The organism is Curvibacter sp. EU05-FHT14A10, assembly GCF_058791075.1.
The window spans coordinates 1-17,178 of the sequence record NZ_JBYTDE010000012.1 but is presented as its reverse complement, the minus strand read 5'-3'; the positions used below and the strand labels follow the sequence as shown (position 1 = coordinate 17,178).

The following is a 17,178-nucleotide window of genomic DNA, read 5'->3' as shown; positions in this document are numbered from 1 at the left end:
GGCGCGGCGGACGGTCAGGCTGTGGCGTGCTTTTGGCGCCAGGCATAGACCAGGGCACCGGCCACCATCACGGCCAGGGCATACCAGGTCAGCGCATACACCAAGTGGTTGTTGGTGAAATTCACGACGGTCAGGCCCCCCACGGGGCGTTGGGGCTGACCGGCCTTGGCATCTTCGTTTGCGCCGGATTGTCCCAGATCGCCGGCACCTGCGTCGGCATCGATGAAATAGGGCGCCACCGTGCTCAGGCCGTGGATCTGGGCCAGAGCCTGCACATCGCGTGAGTACCAACGTTGTTCGGCGGGATCGTTGTGACGCAGGAAGCCGCCTCCAGGCTCGCTCAGCCGCAACAGGCCCTGAATCTCGATCTCGCTCGTCACGGGGTCAGCCACGGGCGCCCGGTGCTCTACAAAGCCACGGTTGATGAACACCACCTCGCCAGCCGAGGTGCGCAAGGGGGTCAACACCCAGAAGCCGGCACCGCGCACGGTCGAGGCCTGTACCAGGCTCGTCTTGTCTGAAAGCAAGTGCCCGCGCAGGCTGACGTGGCGGTACTCATCGCTGCGGGCCGTGATTTGGGGCCATTGGCCCGGGCCGGGGGCCGGTGTGGCTGGGGCGTGCACGCGTTGTTCGACGCGCTCGATCAGGTCCAGCTTCCAGCCCAGGCGTTGCACCTGCCAGGAGCCCAGGGCCAGAAACAAGACCATCAGCAACACCCCGGCCAACAGCAGGGCCACGTGCAGTGCGCGAGAGCGCTGTCGTGGTTCTGCCGTTGATTGGGGGGTTGCCGTCAGGCTCATGGCAGGTTGCGCATCTCATGTGCCGAGGTCGGCATCATGTTGTGGTTCAGGTGGAACATCACCCAGAGCGAACCGGCCAGTGTGATCACCACCAGCATGGTGGTGAAGATCAGGGCCAGCATGGACCAGCCGCCTTCGGAACGGGTGTTCATGTGCAGGAAGTACACCATGTGAACCACAATCTGCACGGCGGCAAAGCCCAGGATCACCATGGCGGTGGTGCTGGAGCTGCCGAAGGTCTTGCCCATCACCAGCCAGAACGGGATGGCGGTCAGGATCACCGACAGGATGAAACCCGTGGCGTAGCTCTTCAGACTGCCATGGTCGTGGCCGCCATGCTCATCGTGGTCGTCGTGACCATGGCCATGATCGGCGTGGTCGTGGTGGTGTGCGCTCATGGCAGAACTCCCATCAGGTAAACGAAGGTGAAAACGCCGATCCAGACAACGTCCAAGAAGTGCCAGAACATCGACAGACATTGCAGACGGCGGCGGTTGGCGGCGTTGAGGCCGTGCTGCTTCAGCTGGAACACCAGCGTCACCAGCCACACCAGACCGAAGCTGACGTGCAGGCCGTGGGTGCCCACCAGCGTGAAGAAGGAGGACAGGAAGGCACTGCGCTGCGGGCCGGCACCTTCGTGGATCAGGTGGGCAAATTCATACAGCTCCAGGCTGATGAAGCCCGCGCCCAACACGCCGGTGACCAGCAGCCAGGCGATGGTGCTGTTCAGGCGCTTCTTCTGCATTTCCAGCATGGCAAAGCCATAGGTGATGGACGACAGCAGCAGCAGCGAGGTGTTGACCGCCACCAGGGGCAGGTCGAACAGCTCGGCGCCCGAGGGGCCGGCCGCATAGCTGCGCCCCAACACGGCGTAGGTGGCAAACAGGCAGGCAAAGATGAGGCAATCGCTCATCAGGTAGAGCCAGAAGCCCAGCAGCGTGCCGTTTTCCGGATGGTGTTCCAGCACGTAGTAGCGCGAGCTCGGGTTCGAGCCCGCCGATGCGCCGGCCAGGCCGGCAGAGGCGGTGTGTGACTTAGACATGGGCGGTGGCCAGTTGGCGGGTACGGGCGGCTTCAACACGCACGACCTCTTCGGCCGGGATGTAGTAGTCGCGCTTGTAGTTGAAGGTGTGGACGATGATGGCAGCCAGTGTGGCCACAAAGCCCAGACCGACCAGCAACCACATCTGCCAGATCAGGCCGAAGGCCGTGGCGGCACTCAGCGCAGCGATCACGAAGCCGGCGGCCGTGTTCTTGGGCATGTGGATGGCCACAAAGCCCTGCTGCGGACGCTGGTAGCCGTTTTTCTTCATGTCGTCCCAGGCATCGTTGTCATGCACCACGGGGGTGAAGGCAAAGTTGTAGTCGGGCGGCGGCGACGAAGTGGACCATTCCAGGGTACGGGCATTCCATGGGTCACCCGTGGTGTCGCGCAGTTGTTCGCGGCGCAGGTAGCTGACCACCAGCTGGATGATGAAGCTGCCGATGCCCAGGGCAATCAACACGGCACCGAAGGCGGCCACCTGGAACCAGATCTGCAGCGACGGGTCTTCGAAGTGGCTCAGACGACGGGTCACGCCCATCAGGCCCAGCACGTACAGCGGCATGAAGGCCAGGTAGAAGCCGACCAGCCAGAACCAGAACGAGCACTTGCCCCAGAACGAGTCCAGTTTGTACCCAAAGGCCTTGGGGAACCAGAAGTTGATGGCGGCAAACACGGCAAACACCACGCCGCCGATGATCACGTTGTGGAAGTGGGCGATCAGGAACAGCGAGTTGTGCAGCACGAAGTCGGCCGGGGGCACGGCCAGCAAGACGCCTGTCATGCCGCCGATCACAAAGGTCACCATGAAACCGATGGTCCACAGCATGGGCACCTCGAAGCGGATGCGACCCTTGTACATGGTGAACAGCCAGTTGAAGATCTTGGCCCCTGTCGGGATCGAGATGATCATGGTGGTGATGCCGAAGAACGAGTTCACACTCGCCCCAGAGCCCATGGTGAAGAAGTGGTGCAGCCACACCAGGTAAGACAGGATGGTGATCACCACGGTGGCGTAGACCATCGAGGTGTAGCCGAAGAGGCGCTTGCCGCAGAAGGTCGAGACGATTTCGGAATACACGCCGAAGCAAGGCAGTACCAGAATGTAGACCTCAGGGTGACCCCAGATCCAGATCAGGTTCACGTACATCATGGCGTTGCCGCCGAGGTCGTTGCTGAAGAAATTGGTGCCGACATAGCGGTCCAGCGACAGCAGGGCCAGCACGGCGGTCAGCACCGGGAAGGCTGCGACGATCAACACGTTGGTGCACAGGGCGGTCCAGGTGAACACCGGCATCTTCATCAGCGTCATGCCGGGTGCGCGCATTTTCACGATCGTGGCGATCAGGTTGACCCCCGAGAGCAGCGTGCCCACCCCCGCGATCTGCAGGGACCAGATGTAGTAATCCACCCCCACGTCCGGGCTGCCCAGGATGCCCGACAGCGGCGGGTAGGCCAGCCAGCCGGTGCGGGCGAATTCGCCCACAAACAGCGAAGCCATCACCAGCACGGCGCCGAAGGTGGTCATCCAGAAGCTGAAGTTGTTCAGGAAGGGGAAGGACACGTCGCGCGCGCCGATCTGCATGGGCACGATGTAGTTCATCAGGCCCGTCACGAAAGGCATGGCCACGAAGAAGATCATGATCACGCCGTGGGCCGTGAACACCTGGTCGTAGTGGTGCGGCGGCAGGAAGCCGGCGGCGTCACCAAACGACAGGGCCTGCTGCGCACGCATCATCAGCGCGTCGGCAAAGCCGCGCAGCAGCATGATCACGCCCAAGATCATGTACATGATGCCGATGCGTTTGTGGTCGATGCTGGTGATCCAGTCGCGCCACAAGGGCCCCCAGAGGCGGAATTTGGTCAGCAAGGCCAGCACGGCCAGGCCGCCAAGCGCCACCATGATGAAGGTGGCCAGCAGAATGGGTTCGTGGAACGGGATGGCGTCCCAGGAGAGACGGCCAAAAATAAGCTTCGTCAGGTCAAGATGTTCGAGCATGGTCAGTCTCGCGGGGAAAGAGTAGGGGAGCCGTGCGCGGTCTGGCCGCAGGCGTCAGTGGCAGCTCGTGTCACAGGCCGGTGGGGGCACTGGAGGCCCCTTCCAGGTTGCTGGGGTCGTTGGGGGTGCACAGCTCGGCCTTCACGTAACGTGCGCCGCGCTGCTTCCAGCCCTGGGCTTCGCCCCGGGTGGCCACGCTGAAGTTGTTGGTGCCCATGCCGCCGGCGGCGTCAATGGCCATCATCTCGTTCATGCACATCTTGCTGCTGTCCACACAGCGGTTCAGGATGGCGTTGTAAAGGTCGGGCGCCACGCTCGCAAAGCGCTGCACGGGATCACGTTCGCTGGGTTGCTCCAGCTTCAGGTATTCGTTGCGGCCCAGGGTGCTGCCCGTGTTTTTGTTGGTCTGCACCCATTTTTCGAAGTCAGCACCGCTCAGACCGTGGAACTTGAAGTGCATGCCCGAAAAGCCCGCGCCGCTGTAGTTGGCCGAGAAACCTTCAAATTCGCCAGCCTGGTTGATCACGGCGTGCAATTGGGTCTGCATGCCCGGCATGGCGTAAATCTGACCGGCCAAGGCTGGGATGTAGAACGAGTTCATCACTGTCGAGGCCGTGATCTTGAACTGGATCGGCACGTCCACCGGCGCCGCCAGCTCGTTCACCGTGGCAATGCCTTGCTCGGGGTAGATGAACAGCCATTTCCAGTCCAGTGCCACCACTTCCACCGTCAGGGGCTTGATGTCCGAGGGCATCTCGCGCTGGGCATCCAGGCGATGCAGCGGGCGATACGGATCCAGGGTGTGGGTGCTGATCCAGGTCAGCAGGCCCAGCGCGATGATGATCAACAGCGGGGCACCCCAGATCACCAGCTCCAGCTGGGTGGAGTGATCCCAGTCCGGTTCGTAGGCCGCTGCCTTGTTGCTCTGGCGGTAGCGCCAGGCGAACAGCAAGGTCAGCACGATCACCGGAACGATGATCAGCAGCATCAGCAAGGTGGACACCACGATCAGGTGGGCCTGCTGGGATGCGATGTCCCCCGAAGGGTTCATCACCACGGTATTGCAACCGGTCAAGAGAACTGCAGCCAGCGGCAGCAATCCCCGAAGGGGCTTGAGGAGGGTCATGCCAGGGAAAAGCAGTATGTGCTAAGGAGATTGGGTGCGGTAATCTAGCGCTGCCTGCCGTTTTTGGCGATTGGACGTTTTGTCCCAGGTCAAATGTCGGTGGGGGTTCGCTTTGGGCCTGCCCGGGCGGATGGCACAACTATTTGAGAGGCAAACTATGGTGTCCAGCATGACTCATACCCTCGGCCTTGGCGCCGAAGCAAACCTGCCGTCTCAGGACGCAGTCCGCCGCGAGGGCCACGGCGCCCACGGCAGTCCCATCGCCCCCGGAGAGATCGCCGTTGGCGTGATTGTCGGGCGAGCGTCCGAGTATTTCGATTTCTTCGTCTATGCCATCGCGTCGGTGCTGGTTTTTCCCAGCGTCTTCTTTCCGTTTGAGGGGCGGCTGGAAGGTACGCTGTATTCGTTTGTGGTGTTCTCGTTTGCCTTTGTGGCCCGCCCGGTGGGGTCGGTGCTGTTCATGGCCATTCAGCGGCACATGGGGCGTGAGGCCAAACTGACCCTGGCCTTGTTCCTGCTGGGGCTGTCGACGGCGGGCATGGCCTTTTTGCCCTCGTATGCGCAGTTGGGCATGGCTTCCATCGTGCTGCTGTCGGTGTTCCGGGTGGCGCAAGGCATTGCCCTGGGGGGCTCCTGGGATGGTCTGCCCTCCTTGTTGGCGCTGAACGCGCCGGCTGAGCGCCGGGGCTGGTATGCGATGCTCGGGCAATTGGGCGCGCCGCTGGGCTTCTTCATCGCCGCGGGCCTGTTCTCTTACCTGCTGGGCAACCTGGAGGCATCTGATTTTCTTGAGTGGGGCTGGCGTTACCCCTTCTATGTGGCATTCGCCATCAACGTGGTGGCCCTGTTTGCCCGCCTGCGTCTGGTCTCGACCAATGAATACGCCCGGCTTCTTGAAGAGCGTGAACTGCAACCCACCCGCGTGACCGAGCTGGTGCGCTCGCAAGGCCGCAACCTGATCATTGGCGCCCTGGCTGCCCTGGCCAGCTATGCGCTGTTCCACCTGGTCACGGTATTTCCACTGTCCTGGATCACCTTGTATTCCAACCGCTCCATCAGTGAGTTCCTCATGGTGCAGATGTTCGGCTCGGTGCTCGCCGCCGGGGGGGTGGTGATGTCGGGCCTGATTGCAGACCGCTTTGGGCGCCGTACCACACTGGGGACCCTGGCGGCCTTGATCGCCTTGTTCAGTGCCGCCGCGCCCACCCTCATGGGGGGTGGCCAATCGGGCCAGGATGCCTTCATCGTGACCGGCTTTTTGCTGTTGGGGCTTTCTTATGGGCAGGCCGCTGGTGCTGTGACCGCCAATTTCCCGGCCAAGTTCCGTTACACCGGGGCGGCGTTGACCTCTGACCTGGCCTGGCTGGTCGGTGCTGGCTTTGCGCCGCTGGTGGCTTTGGGCTTGTCGGCCCATTTTGGTCTGGCCTATGTGGGAATCTACTTGCTGTCGGGCGCCATCGGTACCTTGGCTGCGCTGAGCTTGAACCGCGCCCTGGAGATCCGCGACTGAGCGCGGCCCGATCCCGATCCTGGCTCTGACCCCGCCCCCGGCACCAATCCGGGTGGCACGGCGGCAGACGGGCCCCGCGCTCGGCGCGTCGGGCTGAGGATCGTGCAAAATATTCAATTTGGCCCGATGCGCCGGGTCAGTCCCCTTGTCCGGGCCCCATGAGGGGCCCGGCTTTTCTTTCTTTGTGATGCGACTTTCCCATTCCCGAGCGGTCATTCTGATGGTGGCCGTGACCCTGATGTGGTCGATTGCAGGCGTCGTGACGCGTCAACTCGACCATGCCCAGAGTTTTGAGGTCACCTTCTGGCGCAGCCTGTTCAATGTGCTGGCCTTGTTGTTGATCCTGCCTCTGGTGCAGGGGCGCGCCGTGTACGCCAACATGCGCCATGGTGGGCGGGCGCTGTGGGTATCGGGGGTGTGCTGGAGTGTGATGTTCACAGCCTTCATGGTGGCCATCATGCTGACCACGGTGGCCAACGTACTGGTCACCATGGCCTTGGGGCCCTTGTTCACGGCCTTGATTGCGCGGGTGTTTCTGGGACATCGCATCGCTACCCGGACCTGGCTGGCCATCGTGGTGGCCGGGCTGGGCATCGCCTGGATGTATGGCAGCCAATTGGGCCATGCTCCCTGGGTCGGTACCCTGGTTGCTTTGTGTGTGCCGCTGGCGGGTTCGATCAATTGGACCGTCGTTCAGCGCTCCCATGCCCAGGGTCACACCATCGATCTGGTGCCCTCCGTGCTGATCGGCGCATTGATTTCGGTCCTGACCACCTTGCCGCTGGCGTTTCCCTTTCAGGCCAGTGGCTCGGATCTGGGCTGGCTGGCCCTGCTGGGGGTGGTTCAGCTGGCGATTCCCTGTGTGCTGGCCGTGCGCTGCGCGCGGGTCCTGAAGGCCCCCGAGGTGGCCTTGCTGGCCCTGCTGGAGGTGATTTTCGGCATTCTGCTGGCCTGGCTTGGGGCCGGAGAGCGGCCCGCACCGCAAGTGCTGGCCGGCGGGGCTCTGGTGATCGGGGCCCTGGTATTCAACGAACTATTAGGTTGGAAGGAGCAAAACGCATGAGTATTTTCAATGGCGACGTGGTGACCGAGGTGCGTGGCCGCATTGGCCTGATCACGCTGAACCGGCCTCGGGCGCTGAATGCGCTCTCTTTGGGCATGGTGCGTGACCTGACGGTGGCCTTGCAGGCCTGGGCGCAAGACCCGGCCGTGCTGGCTGTCGCGATCCGTGGCTGCAACAAGGAGGGCGCTTTCGGGGCGTTCTGTGCCGGTGGCGACATCCGTTTTCTGCACCAGGCCGGAACAACGGCTGATCCGGATCTGGAAGCCTTCTTCACCGAAGAGTACGCGCTCAACCACCTGATCCATGCCTACCCCAAGCCCTACATCGCCTTCATGGATGGCATCGTCATGGGCGGTGGCATGGGCATCAGCCAGGGCGGCAGCGTTCGCATCGTGACCGAGCGCACCAAGATGGCCATGCCCGAGACCAACATCGGCCTGTTCCCGGACGTGGGGGGCGGCTACTTTCTGTCGCGCTGCCCTGGCCGCGTGGGCGAATGGCTGGCCTTGACGGGGGATGCCATCGGTGCCGCGGACGCCTTGGTATATGGGCTGGCAGACCACTACCTGCCCGCAGAGCGGCAGGCCGGCCTGTGGGAGGCCCTGGCCAGCGGTGAATGGGCCACGACCGAGGCGCTGCAGGCCTTTTTGCAGACCCAATGGGTTCAGCCACCTGCGGCAGAGCAAGCCCACCGCGCTGCGGTGGACCAGTATTTCGCCCTGGCGGATGCCAGCACCATCGTGGCCTCGCTGGCGGCTTCTGGCGACGACTGGGCCCGTCACACGGCGGCCACCTTGCGCAAGCGTTCCCCTTTGATGCTGCATGTGGTGCTGGAGCAGATCCGGCGCGCCCGCAGCCTGGACCTGGCGCAAGACCTGCGCATGGAACGAGACATGGTGCACCGCTGCTTTCACCTGCGCCCTGGCCAAAGCGAGACGGTGGAGGGCATCCGTGCGCTGGCCGTGGACAAGGACCACCAGCCACGCTGGAACCCCAGCCGGGTCGAAGACGTGCCTGCGGATCTGGTGGCTCAGTTCTTCAGCAGCCCCTGGTCGGCGTCCGAGCACCCCTTGCGTGACCTGAAGGGCTGAGCCCCGAGGTCTTTGACGCGGCCTCAGAGCTGCTTGTAGACGGCCAACGCCAGGTCCAGCAAGACTTGGCGTGGCAGATCGGCCTGCAGGGCATAGCCGAAATCGCCCTCGACCCAATAGAAAGAGGGCACCGGCCCCTTCTGGCTGAAACTGAACCCCGCCAGCGGGGCCGCTCCGGCCTGAGTTTGGCCTGTCCCTGTGCCCTGCGCGGGCGATGGGGGCAGGGCACCCAGGTACAGCGTGAGCCGATGCCCTTGCCCATTCTGGTACATGAACTGGGCACGCGCACCGGTGTCGCCGGGCAGCAATCTGCCCCCGACCAGGGCATACCCTTTGGTTTGCAGGTCGGGCAGTTTGAGTGGGCGTCCCAGCCGCTTGGAGAGCCACTGCACCAGATGTTGTTGTTGGCTGGCATCCACCTCCACAGGGTGTTTCTGTTCGGGGGCATACACCGCATGGGCCACGCTGGCCTGCGCCGAGAACTGGCGGCCAGGCGCGCGATCCAGCGCCAGGTTCTGGCCAGGGGCTTGCAGGCCCCGGCTCCACCAGCCTGCACCAAACGTGAGCAACACGGCCGCGGCCATGGCAGACCATCGGGCAGCGCTGTGCCAGTGCTGCTGTCGTCTGCCGGCGCGCTCGAGCGTCGCCTGCAACACGGTGGGGATGGGTTCTTCAAGCACCTCGGCATGCAGCGCCTGCAGGGCCAGCCGATCGGCCTGCTGGGCCTGCACCTCGGCAGTCCGTGCCGGCTCGCGAGCCAGGGCCTGCCAGGCGGCGGCGCTATCGGCAGGGCCCAGGCGCTGGTCGATCAAGGCCTGCAGAACGTCATCGGGCGGCAGGTTCGGCGGCTGGCCCTGAGAGGGGTGTGGGGTGTTGTCAGGCATGGCTGGATGGGCTGTGGGGGCCTCAATGAGGCCGTTGCCGGGCAATCGGGTGCACCTTGCCCGTGGTGTCCGGCGTCTGGGCTGGTACCGCGACCTGGGGCCGTGCCGGGGCTTCGAGCAATTCCCGCAGTCGCGCCCGGCCGCGCGACAGGCGTGACATCACGGTGCCCACAGGCACGCCGGTGATGTGCGCCACCTGTTCATAGCTGAGGTCTTCCAGGCTGACCAGCAGCAGGGTTTCCCGTTGCTCGTGTGGCAGCCGCAGCAGGCAGCGCTGCAAGTCCATGGCCTGCTCATGGCCCGAGGCGGGGGCGGCCACGTGGTCCAGCGCCGAGCCGCTCAGATCGTCCTGCCCGGGGCTGTCGCTCACGATGTGCAGGGCTGGCCGGCGCAACTGGTTGATGAACACGTTGTGCATCAGCGTGAACAACCAAGCCCGCAGGTCGGTGCCGGGCAGCCACAGTCGCCACTTGCTGCAGGCTCGTTCCAGGGTGTCTTGCACCAGATCGTCGGCAGCCCAGCGGTCACCCGTCAGCGAGCGGGCATAGCGCCGCAGGCGGGGAATGTGTTCGCTGAGCGCCGTGGCATTCATGGTTTGAGACGATCAGGGGCGGGCCGTGTGCCAGACCTGATTGAAACCGTCGCCCGTGCGGTCGCCCGGCTTGCTGTCCTTGGCCCAGTGGTACAGCGGCTTGCCTTTGAAGGCCCACTGCAGTTGGCCATCATCGCGGGTGAGCACGCTGTAGTCGCCGCGGGCCTTGTCGGTGGCGCTGGCCTTCAGAGGCGGCCAGTTGGTGGCGCAAGGACCGTTGCACATCGATTTGCCTGAGCCGGCGGTGTCTCGGTCAAACACGTAAAGCGTCATGCCGCTGGGGCCCACCAGCGCATCGCCCGACACCGTGGCGGGCAGGGGAGGCGAGCTCATCGAGGCGCACCCGCCCAGCAAAGCAGTGGCCAACAGAGTGGCGACAAGCGCCGAACGCGAAAAATTCAAGGGGGTCATGGTGTTCTCCTGGGTATGCAGGGGGTCTGCAAGTGGGTGAACACGTCGCGAGCCCGGAATATTCCGTGACGCTGAAAAAAAATTTCAGGGTCAGCGGTTGCGGCTCTTCATGGCCCGCTCCACCTCACGCTTGCCCTCGCGGTCCTTGATGGTGTCGCGCTTGTCGTGCTCGGCCTTGCCCTTGGCCAGAGCCACTTCGCACTTGATCTTGCCGTTCTTCCAATGCAGGTTGATCGGCACCAGGGTGTAGCCTTTTTGTTCCACCTTGCCGATCAGGCGCTTGATTTCGTCTTTCTTCATCAGCAGCTTTTTGGTGCGGATGGAGTCCGGGCTGACGTGGGTGGAGGCTGATCTCAGCGGGTTGATCATGCAGCCCAGCACATACAGCTCGCCATCACGGATCACGACATAGCCGTCGGTGAGCTGGACTTTGCCTTCGCGGGCGGCCTTGACCTCCCAGCCTTGCAGCACCATGCCCGCCTCGAAGCGCTCTTCGAAGAAATAATTGAACGCGGCCTTCTTGTTGTCGGCAATGCGGGTAGAGGTTTCGGGTTTTTTCGCCATGGTGTCCAGATGGGGCGGCAACAAGAGATTGAAAGAGCCGGGCCATCCCGACCCTGCCATCGCCGCGGCTTGCGGCCAAAAGGCGGCAGCCACTCACTACAATCCGTTTCGCCTGAACCCAAGATTTTAGGCGCCCCGGTGCCTGTGGGGCGCCGAGTTGCGGGCTGGCCCGCAAATTCATGAAAACCGTCAACAAGTCCGTCCTGATCTGGTACAGCCCGCAGGAAATGTTCAAGCTGGTCACCGATGTGGCGCAATACCCCCAATTTCTGCCTTGGTGCGACCACGCCCAGGTCCTGGCCAAGCAAGAGGGCGGTATGACGGCCGAGGTGGGCATCGCCTTCAGCGGCATCCGTCAGACCTTCGTCACTGAAAACACCCATGTGGAAGGCCGCGAGGTGGGCATGAAACTGGTGAAGGGGCCTTTTTCCAAGCTCGAAGGCACCTGGCAATTTTTGCCGGTGGGTGATGGCACGCAGCGCGCCTGTCGTGTTGAGCTGGTGCTGAGCTATGGTTTTTCCAACAAGGCGCTTGGCGCGCTGGTCGGGCCGGTTTTCGACAAGATTGCCGGCAGCCTGGTGGATGCTTTCGTCAAACGGGCTGAGCAGGTGTATGGCTGAGTCCACCCCGTTGCTGACCCTCACCGTGGCGATGGCCCCGGCGCCTCGTCAGGTGCTCGAGCAGGCACTGAGGCTGCCTGCGCCCGTCACGGTCATGCAGGCGCTTCGTGCCTCGGGATGGCTGGAAGCCGGCGAGGGCATCGATCTGAACCACTACACCGTCAGTGTCTGGGGGCGACGGGCTGGCTGGGATCAGCCCCTGCGGGAGGGTGACCGGGTCGAGCTGTGTCGCGCCCTGGTGGTCGACCCCAAGGTCGCACGGCGCGAGCGCTTTGCCAAGCAAGGTGCACGGGGCACCGGTCTGTTCGCCCGGCGCCGGCCAGGGGCTGCGGCCGGTTACGGCGCCTGAGGCGGGCTGGCCGCGCCGCTGCCGGCGCTGGGTGCCAGCCAGTCAGCGGCAATCCGAGTCGATCGTGGCCTGAGCACGGGTGACTTCGGCGTTGCGGGCACTGTCGTCCAGAATGACCCGCTCGCCGTTTTCGTTGACCTGCGCCAGTCGGATGCCTGATTGCAGGGTGGCCATGTTCTGGCGGGCCCGCGCGCAGTTGTCGGCCTTTTGGCTGGCAATGCGTGCCTCTTCTGCTTTCTTTTTCTCGTTTTCTGCCGCTTCGGCCTGGCGCTTGCGCTCTTCGACGGCCTTGTCCAGATTGCTCTTGCCAGGGGTTGCGGCGGGTTTGGGGGCGTCCGGCGTGTCGCTGCGAGCGCCATTTGCCGCGTCGTTGCCCCCCGAGGCATCGCCTGCGGAACGCGCCGGCATGCCAGGCTGCTTCAGGATGCTCTTGGCCGGCACCTCGGGTGGCGGGGCCCGATCGCTGAACACTTTGCGGCCATCCTTGTCCAGCCACATCCATTGGGCAAAAGCAGGGGTCGCCGCCATCAGCAGGGCGGCAGAAAGCAGCAGCAAAAGTGATCTCATGGCCTGAGTTTATCCTGCGGCCATTGTCCCGCGACAGTCCGCCAAAAGCAGGTTGTGAGGGGCCAGCCGGTCAAGGGTCCCCGACACGGCTACAATCCTTCTTTTGGAGCTTTGACATGCGCCTTCTCGGAAAAGCGCTCACCTTCGACGATGTGTTGTTGGTGCCAGCGTACTCCCAAGTCCTGCCAAAGGACACTTCCCTCGCCACGAAATTCACCCGAAACATTACCCTGAACCTGCCCTTGGTGTCTGCCGCCATGGACACGGTGACGGAAGCCCGCCTGGCGATCGCGATCGCCCAGGAAGGGGGCATCGGGATCGTCCACAAGAACCTCACTGCGCAAGAGCAGGCCGCTCAGGTGGCCAAGGTCAAGCGCTACGAATCCGGCGTGTTGCGCGATCCGGTGGTCATCACCCCGGAGCACACCGTGCTGCAGGTGATGCAGCTGTCCGAGCAACTGGGCATCTCGGGTTTCCCGGTGTGCGACGGTGGCAAGGTGGTGGGCATCGTGACCGGCCGTGACCTGCGTTTTGAAACCCGCTACGACGTCAAGGTCTCGCAGATCATGACGCCGCGCGAGAAACTCATCACGGTCAAAGAGGGCGCCACCGCCGAAGAGGCCAAGGCCCTGCTGAACAAGCACCGCCTGGAGCGCCTGATGGTGGTCAACGACGCCTTTGAGCTCAAGGGCCTGATCACTGTCAAAGACATCACCAAACAGACCAGCTTCCCCAATGCCGCACGCGATCCCTCGGGCCGTCTGCGGGTGGGCGCTGCCGTCGGCGTGGGTGAGGGCACCGAAGAACGCGTTGAAGCCCTGGTCCGGGCCGGCGTCGATGCCATCGTGGTCGACACCGCCCACGGCCATAGCAAGGGTGTGATCGAGCGCGTGCGCTGGGTCAAGCAGAACTACCCCCAGATCGAAGTCATTGGCGGCAACATCGCCACCGGCGCTGCGGCGCTGGCCCTGGTGGAAGCCGGTGCCGATGCGGTCAAGGTCGGTATCGGCCCCGGCTCGATCTGCACGACCCGCATCGTGGCCGGCGTGGGTGTGCCCCAGATCATGGCCATCGACAACGTGGCCAGTGCTCTGAAAGGTACCGGTGTGCCCCTGATCGGCGACGGTGGCATTCGTTACAGCGGTGACATCGCCAAGGCTTTGGCGGCAGGCGCCTCCACCGTGATGATGGGCGGCATGTTTGCGGGCACCGAAGAAGCCCCGGGCGAAGTGATCCTGTTCCAGGGCCGCAGCTACAAGAGCTACCGCGGCATGGGCAGCATCGGCGCCATGCAACAAGGCAGTGCCGACCGCTACTTCCAGGAGTCCAGCACCGGCAACCCGAATGCCGACAAGCTGGTGCCCGAAGGCATCGAAGGCCGTGTGCCCTACAAGGGCTCCATGGTCTCCATCGTGTACCAGATGGCGGGCGGCATCCGGGCCTCCATGGGCTACTGCGGTTGCGGCACCATTGCCGAAATGCATGAGCATGCCGAATTCGTCGAGATCACCTCGGCCGGCATCCGCGAAAGCCACGTGCACGACGTGCAGATCACCAAAGAAGCGCCCAACTACCGCGCCGAGTAAGCGAAGCCCCTGCGATGCAACACCAGAAAATCCTCATCCTCGACTTCGGCTCCCAGGTCACCCAGCTGATCGCACGTCGCGTGCGCGAAGCCCATGTGTTCTGCGAGGTTCATCCCTGCGACGTGTCTGACGAGTGGATTCGCCAATACGCGGCCGATGGCCAGCTCAAGGGCGTGATCCTGTCCGGCAGCCATGCCAGCGTCTATGAAGAAACCACCGACAAGGCGCCTCAGGCCGTGTTCGAGCTGGGGATTCCGGTGTTGGGCATCTGCTATGGCATGCAAGCCATGGCGCACCAGTTGGGCGGCAAGGTCGAAGGCGGCCACAAGCGTGAATTCGGCTTTGCCGCGGTGCGCGCCCGCGGGCATACCCGTCTGCTCGAAGGCATCCAGGACTTCGTCACCGACGAAGGCCATGGCATGCTCGACGTGTGGATGAGCCACGGCGACAAGGTCACCGAGCTGCCCCCGGGCTTCAAGCTCATGGCCAGCACCGACAGCTGCCCCATCGCCGGCATGGCCGACGAAGACCGTCGCTTCTACGCCGTGCAGTTCCACCCCGAAGTCACGCACACCAAACAAGGCCCGGCCTTGTTGCAGCGCTTTGTGCTGGGCATCTGCGGCGTCTCGCCGGATTGGATCATGGGCGACTACATCAGTGAGGCGGTCGAAAAGATCCGCCAGCAGGTGGGCGACGAAGAGGTGATCCTGGGCCTGTCGGGTGGCGTGGACTCCAGCGTGGCCGCCGCGCTGATCCACCGCGCCATCGGCGACCAACTGACCTGTGTGTTCGTCGACCACGGTCTGCTGCGCCTGAACGAGGGCGACATGGTGATGGAGATGTTTGAAGGCAAGCTCCACGCCAAGGTGATCCGTGTGGATGCCTCCGACCTGTTCCTGGGGCAATTGGCCGGCGTCAGCGAGCCCGAAGCCAAGCGCAAGATCATTGGTCGCGAGTTTGTCGAAGTCTTCAAGTCCGAAGCGGCCAAGCTCAAGGCCGGCAATGGCGGCCACAAGGGCGCCACCTTCCTGGCCCAGGGCACCATCTACCCCGACGTGATCGAGTCGGGCGGTGCCAAGAGCAAGAAGGCCGTCACCATCAAGAGCCACCACAACGTGGGCGGCCTGCCCGAGCAACTGGGCCTGAAGCTGCTGGAGCCCCTGCGCGAGCTGTTCAAGGACGAAGTGCGCGAGCTGGGCGTCGCCCTGGGCCTGCCTCACGAAATGGTCTACCGCCATCCCTTCCCAGGCCCCGGCCTGGGGGTGCGCATCCTGGGCGAGGTCAAGAAGGAATACGCCGATCTGCTGCGCCGCGCCGACGCCATCTTCATCGAAGAGCTGCGCAACTTCCGTGACGAGGCCACCGGCAAGACCTGGTACGACCTCACCAGCCAGGCATTCACCGTCTTCCTGCCGGTCAAGAGCGTGGGCGTGATGGGCGATGGCCGCACCTACGACTACGTGGTGGCCCTGCGCGCCGTGCAGACCAGCGACTTCATGACCGCTGACTGGGCCGAGCTGCCCTACGCGTTGCTGAAGAAGGTCTCCAGCCGAATCATCAACGAGGTGCGTGGCATCAACCGCGTCACCTACGACGTGAGCTCCAAGCCGCCAGCGACGATCGAGTGGGAATGATCCCGCGTTTGGCAATGGCTGGCACCACCAGGCACTAAAACAACGCTAAGCCCGCGATTTCGCGGGTTTTTTTCATTTTTTTAGTGGCACTGACTGGCACCTTCTGGCACGTCCAAGCAGACTTTTTTCATGGCATTCTGAATGGTACTATGCGTCATCGATGCCATGATTGACTTCAATACCATGCCATGAAGCTACGGGTTGACATGGTATTGAAATCACGCAAGTGATTGATCTACATAGAAAAGACGGCAAAAATGAGAGTCGTCTTGAGCATGGTATCGGCGACCGATTAGGACCGAGAACATGCTGACTGATACCAAGCTGCGCAGCCTGAAAGCGCAGGACAACTCTACAAGGTGAACGACCGCGATGGCCTCTATGTGGCCGTAACCCCGGCGGGGGCGATCTCCTTTCGCTACAACTACTCGATCAACGGCCGGCAGGAGACCATCACCTTCGGACGCTATGGCGTCGGAGGGATCACCCTGGCCGAAGCTCGCGAGCAGCTGGCGGACGCCAAAAAGATGATCGCCAACGGCAAGTCGCCGGCGAAGGAGAAGGCGCGAGACAAGGCCCGCGTGAAGGATGCTGAGACTTTTGGCGCGTGGGCTGAGAAATGGCTACGCGGGTATCAGATGGCCGACTCCACCCGTGACATGCGCCGGGCGGTCTATGAACGTGAGCTGAAGCCGAAATTCAGCAACCAGAAGCTGGTCGAAATCACCCACGAGGATCTGCGGGCGTTGACCGATGCCATCGTGGAGCGCGGCGCACCGGCCACAGCAGTACATTCCCGCGAGGTGGTGCTGCAGGTCTACCGCTGGGCCATTGAGCGCGGCCAGAAGGTCGAGAACCCGGCAGAGCTAGTGCGCCCGACCACCATTGCCAAGTTCGAGCCGCGCGACCGGGCGCTAACGCCGGATGAGATCGCGCTGATGTACCAGTACATCGAGCGCATTGGCACCACACCATCTATTCGGGCAGCGGCCAAGCTGCTATTGCTGACGATGGTTCGCAAGAGCGAATTAACGAACGCCACCTGGAGCGAGATCAGTTTCAGCGAGGCGCTGTGGACGATCCCCAAGGAGCGGATGAAGCGGCGTAACCCGCACCTGGTGTTCCTATCCCGGCAGGCGCTCGACATTTTCATTGCCCTGAAGACCTTTGCCGGCGGATCGGACTATGTGCTGCCGTCACGCTACGACTCGGATGCGCCAATGAGCAGCGCCACGCTTAACCAGGTGCTGACGCTGACGTACAGTGAGCGTCCAGTCAGACCATCTTGAGGAATCGTTAGGCACATAGGAGTCTCGTGTCCACCTCAACTTTTGGTGGAT

General features: G+C 63.2%; 17 protein-coding genes and 1 pseudogene. 8 read left to right on the top strand and 10 right to left on the bottom strand.

Going from position 1 to position 17,178, the window contains the following annotated elements; genetic code table 11:
• Nucleotides 1-14 precede the first annotated feature (14 nt).
• The 5 genes from AC3WUT_RS20940 to cyoA all read right to left on the bottom strand — a co-directional run bounded on the left by AC3WUT_RS20940 (nt 15) and on the right by cyoA (nt 4,967).
• Nucleotides 15-800, bottom strand: coding sequence for an SURF1 family protein (locus tag AC3WUT_RS20940; protein WP_492349026.1), 786 nt, complete (start codon nt 798-800; stop codon nt 15-17).
• Nucleotides 797-1,198 carry a cytochrome o ubiquinol oxidase subunit IV gene (gene cyoD / locus AC3WUT_RS20935; RefSeq protein ID WP_492349025.1) on the bottom strand — a complete coding sequence of 134 codons (402 nt, stop codon included), beginning with the start codon at nt 1,196-1,198 and terminating at the stop codon, nt 797-799. The genes AC3WUT_RS20940 and cyoD overlap by 4 nt, the downstream gene beginning before the upstream one ends.
• Nucleotides 1,195-1,842, bottom strand: coding sequence for a cytochrome o ubiquinol oxidase subunit III (gene cyoC / locus AC3WUT_RS20930; RefSeq protein WP_492349024.1), 648 nt, complete (start codon nt 1,840-1,842; stop codon nt 1,195-1,197). The genes cyoD and cyoC overlap by 4 nt, the downstream gene beginning before the upstream one ends.
• On the bottom strand, nt 1,835-3,841 hold the full coding sequence (gene cyoB / locus AC3WUT_RS20925) for a cytochrome o ubiquinol oxidase subunit I (RefSeq protein ID WP_492349023.1): 2,007 nt from the start codon (nt 3,839-3,841) through the stop codon (nt 1,835-1,837). Before cyoB ends, cyoC begins: the two co-directional genes overlap by 8 nt.
• A 70-nt stretch (nt 3,842-3,911) precedes the next feature.
• Entirely contained in the window at nt 3,912-4,967 is a 1,056-nt protein-coding gene (gene cyoA / locus AC3WUT_RS20920) for a ubiquinol oxidase subunit II (protein WP_492349022.1), read from the bottom strand.
• 169 nt (nt 4,968-5,136) lie between these two features.
• On the opposite strand from cyoA, the gene AC3WUT_RS20915 reads away from it, so the two are divergent.
• From AC3WUT_RS20915 to AC3WUT_RS20905, 3 genes are all read left to right on the top strand, one after another.
• Complete coding sequence (locus AC3WUT_RS20915) at nt 5,137-6,477, top strand: MFS transporter (RefSeq protein WP_492349021.1); 1,341 nt, start codon at nt 5,137-5,139, stop codon at nt 6,475-6,477.
• Between the two features lie 187 nt (nt 6,478-6,664).
• Nucleotides 6,665-7,540: a DMT family transporter gene (locus AC3WUT_RS20910; protein ID WP_492349020.1), complete on the top strand. Its 876-nt coding sequence runs from the start codon at nt 6,665-6,667 to the stop codon at nt 7,538-7,540.
• Nucleotides 7,537-8,631: an enoyl-CoA hydratase/isomerase family protein gene (locus AC3WUT_RS20905; protein WP_492349019.1), complete on the top strand. Its 1,095-nt coding sequence runs from the start codon at nt 7,537-7,539 to the stop codon at nt 8,629-8,631. Before AC3WUT_RS20910 ends, AC3WUT_RS20905 begins: the two co-directional genes overlap by 4 nt.
• A 23-nt stretch (nt 8,632-8,654) precedes the next feature.
• Here AC3WUT_RS20905 and AC3WUT_RS20900 read toward each other — a convergent pair whose 3' ends face one another.
• The 4 genes from AC3WUT_RS20900 to smpB form a co-directional block, all read right to left on the bottom strand.
• A complete protein-coding gene (locus tag AC3WUT_RS20900) occupies nt 8,655-9,515 on the bottom strand; it encodes an anti-sigma factor family protein (protein WP_492349018.1) in 861 nt (286 codons plus the stop codon).
• A 22-nt stretch (nt 9,516-9,537) separates the two neighbouring features.
• Nucleotides 9,538-10,107: an RNA polymerase sigma factor gene (locus tag AC3WUT_RS20895; protein WP_492349017.1), complete on the bottom strand. Its 570-nt coding sequence runs from the start codon at nt 10,105-10,107 to the stop codon at nt 9,538-9,540.
• 12 nt (nt 10,108-10,119) lie between these two features.
• Entirely contained in the window at nt 10,120-10,518 is a 399-nt protein-coding gene (locus AC3WUT_RS20890) for a COG4315 family predicted lipoprotein (RefSeq protein ID WP_492349016.1), read from the bottom strand.
• Nucleotides 10,519-10,608: 90 nt separating this feature from the next.
• A complete protein-coding gene (gene smpB, locus AC3WUT_RS20885; RefSeq protein ID WP_492349015.1) occupies nt 10,609-11,082 on the bottom strand; it encodes an SsrA-binding protein SmpB in 474 nt (157 codons plus the stop codon).
• A 179-nt stretch (nt 11,083-11,261) separates the two neighbouring features.
• Between smpB and AC3WUT_RS20880 the strand changes: the two genes are divergently transcribed.
• Both AC3WUT_RS20880 and AC3WUT_RS20875 read left to right on the top strand, forming a co-directional pair.
• Nucleotides 11,262-11,702 carry a type II toxin-antitoxin system RatA family toxin gene (locus AC3WUT_RS20880; protein ID WP_492349014.1) on the top strand — a complete coding sequence of 147 codons (441 nt, stop codon included), beginning with the start codon at nt 11,262-11,264 and terminating at the stop codon, nt 11,700-11,702.
• Nucleotides 11,695-12,051 carry an RnfH family protein gene (locus AC3WUT_RS20875; protein ID WP_492349013.1) on the top strand — a complete coding sequence of 119 codons (357 nt, stop codon included), beginning with the start codon at nt 11,695-11,697 and terminating at the stop codon, nt 12,049-12,051. The genes AC3WUT_RS20880 and AC3WUT_RS20875 overlap by 8 nt, the downstream gene beginning before the upstream one ends.
• 42 nt (nt 12,052-12,093) lie before the next feature.
• On the opposite strand, the gene AC3WUT_RS20870 is transcribed toward AC3WUT_RS20875, so the two are convergent.
• The gene (locus AC3WUT_RS20870) at nt 12,094-12,618 is read right to left on the bottom strand and encodes a DUF4124 domain-containing protein (protein WP_492349012.1); all 525 of its coding nucleotides are present in this window, start codon (nt 12,616-12,618) and stop codon (nt 12,094-12,096) included.
• 116 nt (nt 12,619-12,734) lie between these two features.
• On the opposite strand from AC3WUT_RS20870, the gene guaB reads away from it, so the two are divergent.
• The 3 genes and pseudogenes from guaB to AC3WUT_RS20855 all read left to right on the top strand — a co-directional run.
• A complete protein-coding gene (gene guaB / locus AC3WUT_RS20865; protein ID WP_492349011.1) occupies nt 12,735-14,204 on the top strand; it encodes an IMP dehydrogenase in 1,470 nt (489 codons plus the stop codon).
• A gap of 14 nt (nt 14,205-14,218) precedes the next feature.
• Nucleotides 14,219-15,838, top strand: a complete 1,620-nt coding sequence (gene guaA, locus AC3WUT_RS20860) for a glutamine-hydrolyzing GMP synthase (RefSeq protein WP_492349010.1) — start codon at nt 14,219-14,221, stop codon at nt 15,836-15,838.
• 306 nt (nt 15,839-16,144) lie between these two features.
• Nucleotides 16,145-17,100, top strand: a pseudogene (locus AC3WUT_RS20855) (tyrosine-type recombinase/integrase); the annotation flags it as partial.
• Nucleotides 17,101-17,178 lie beyond the last annotated feature (78 nt).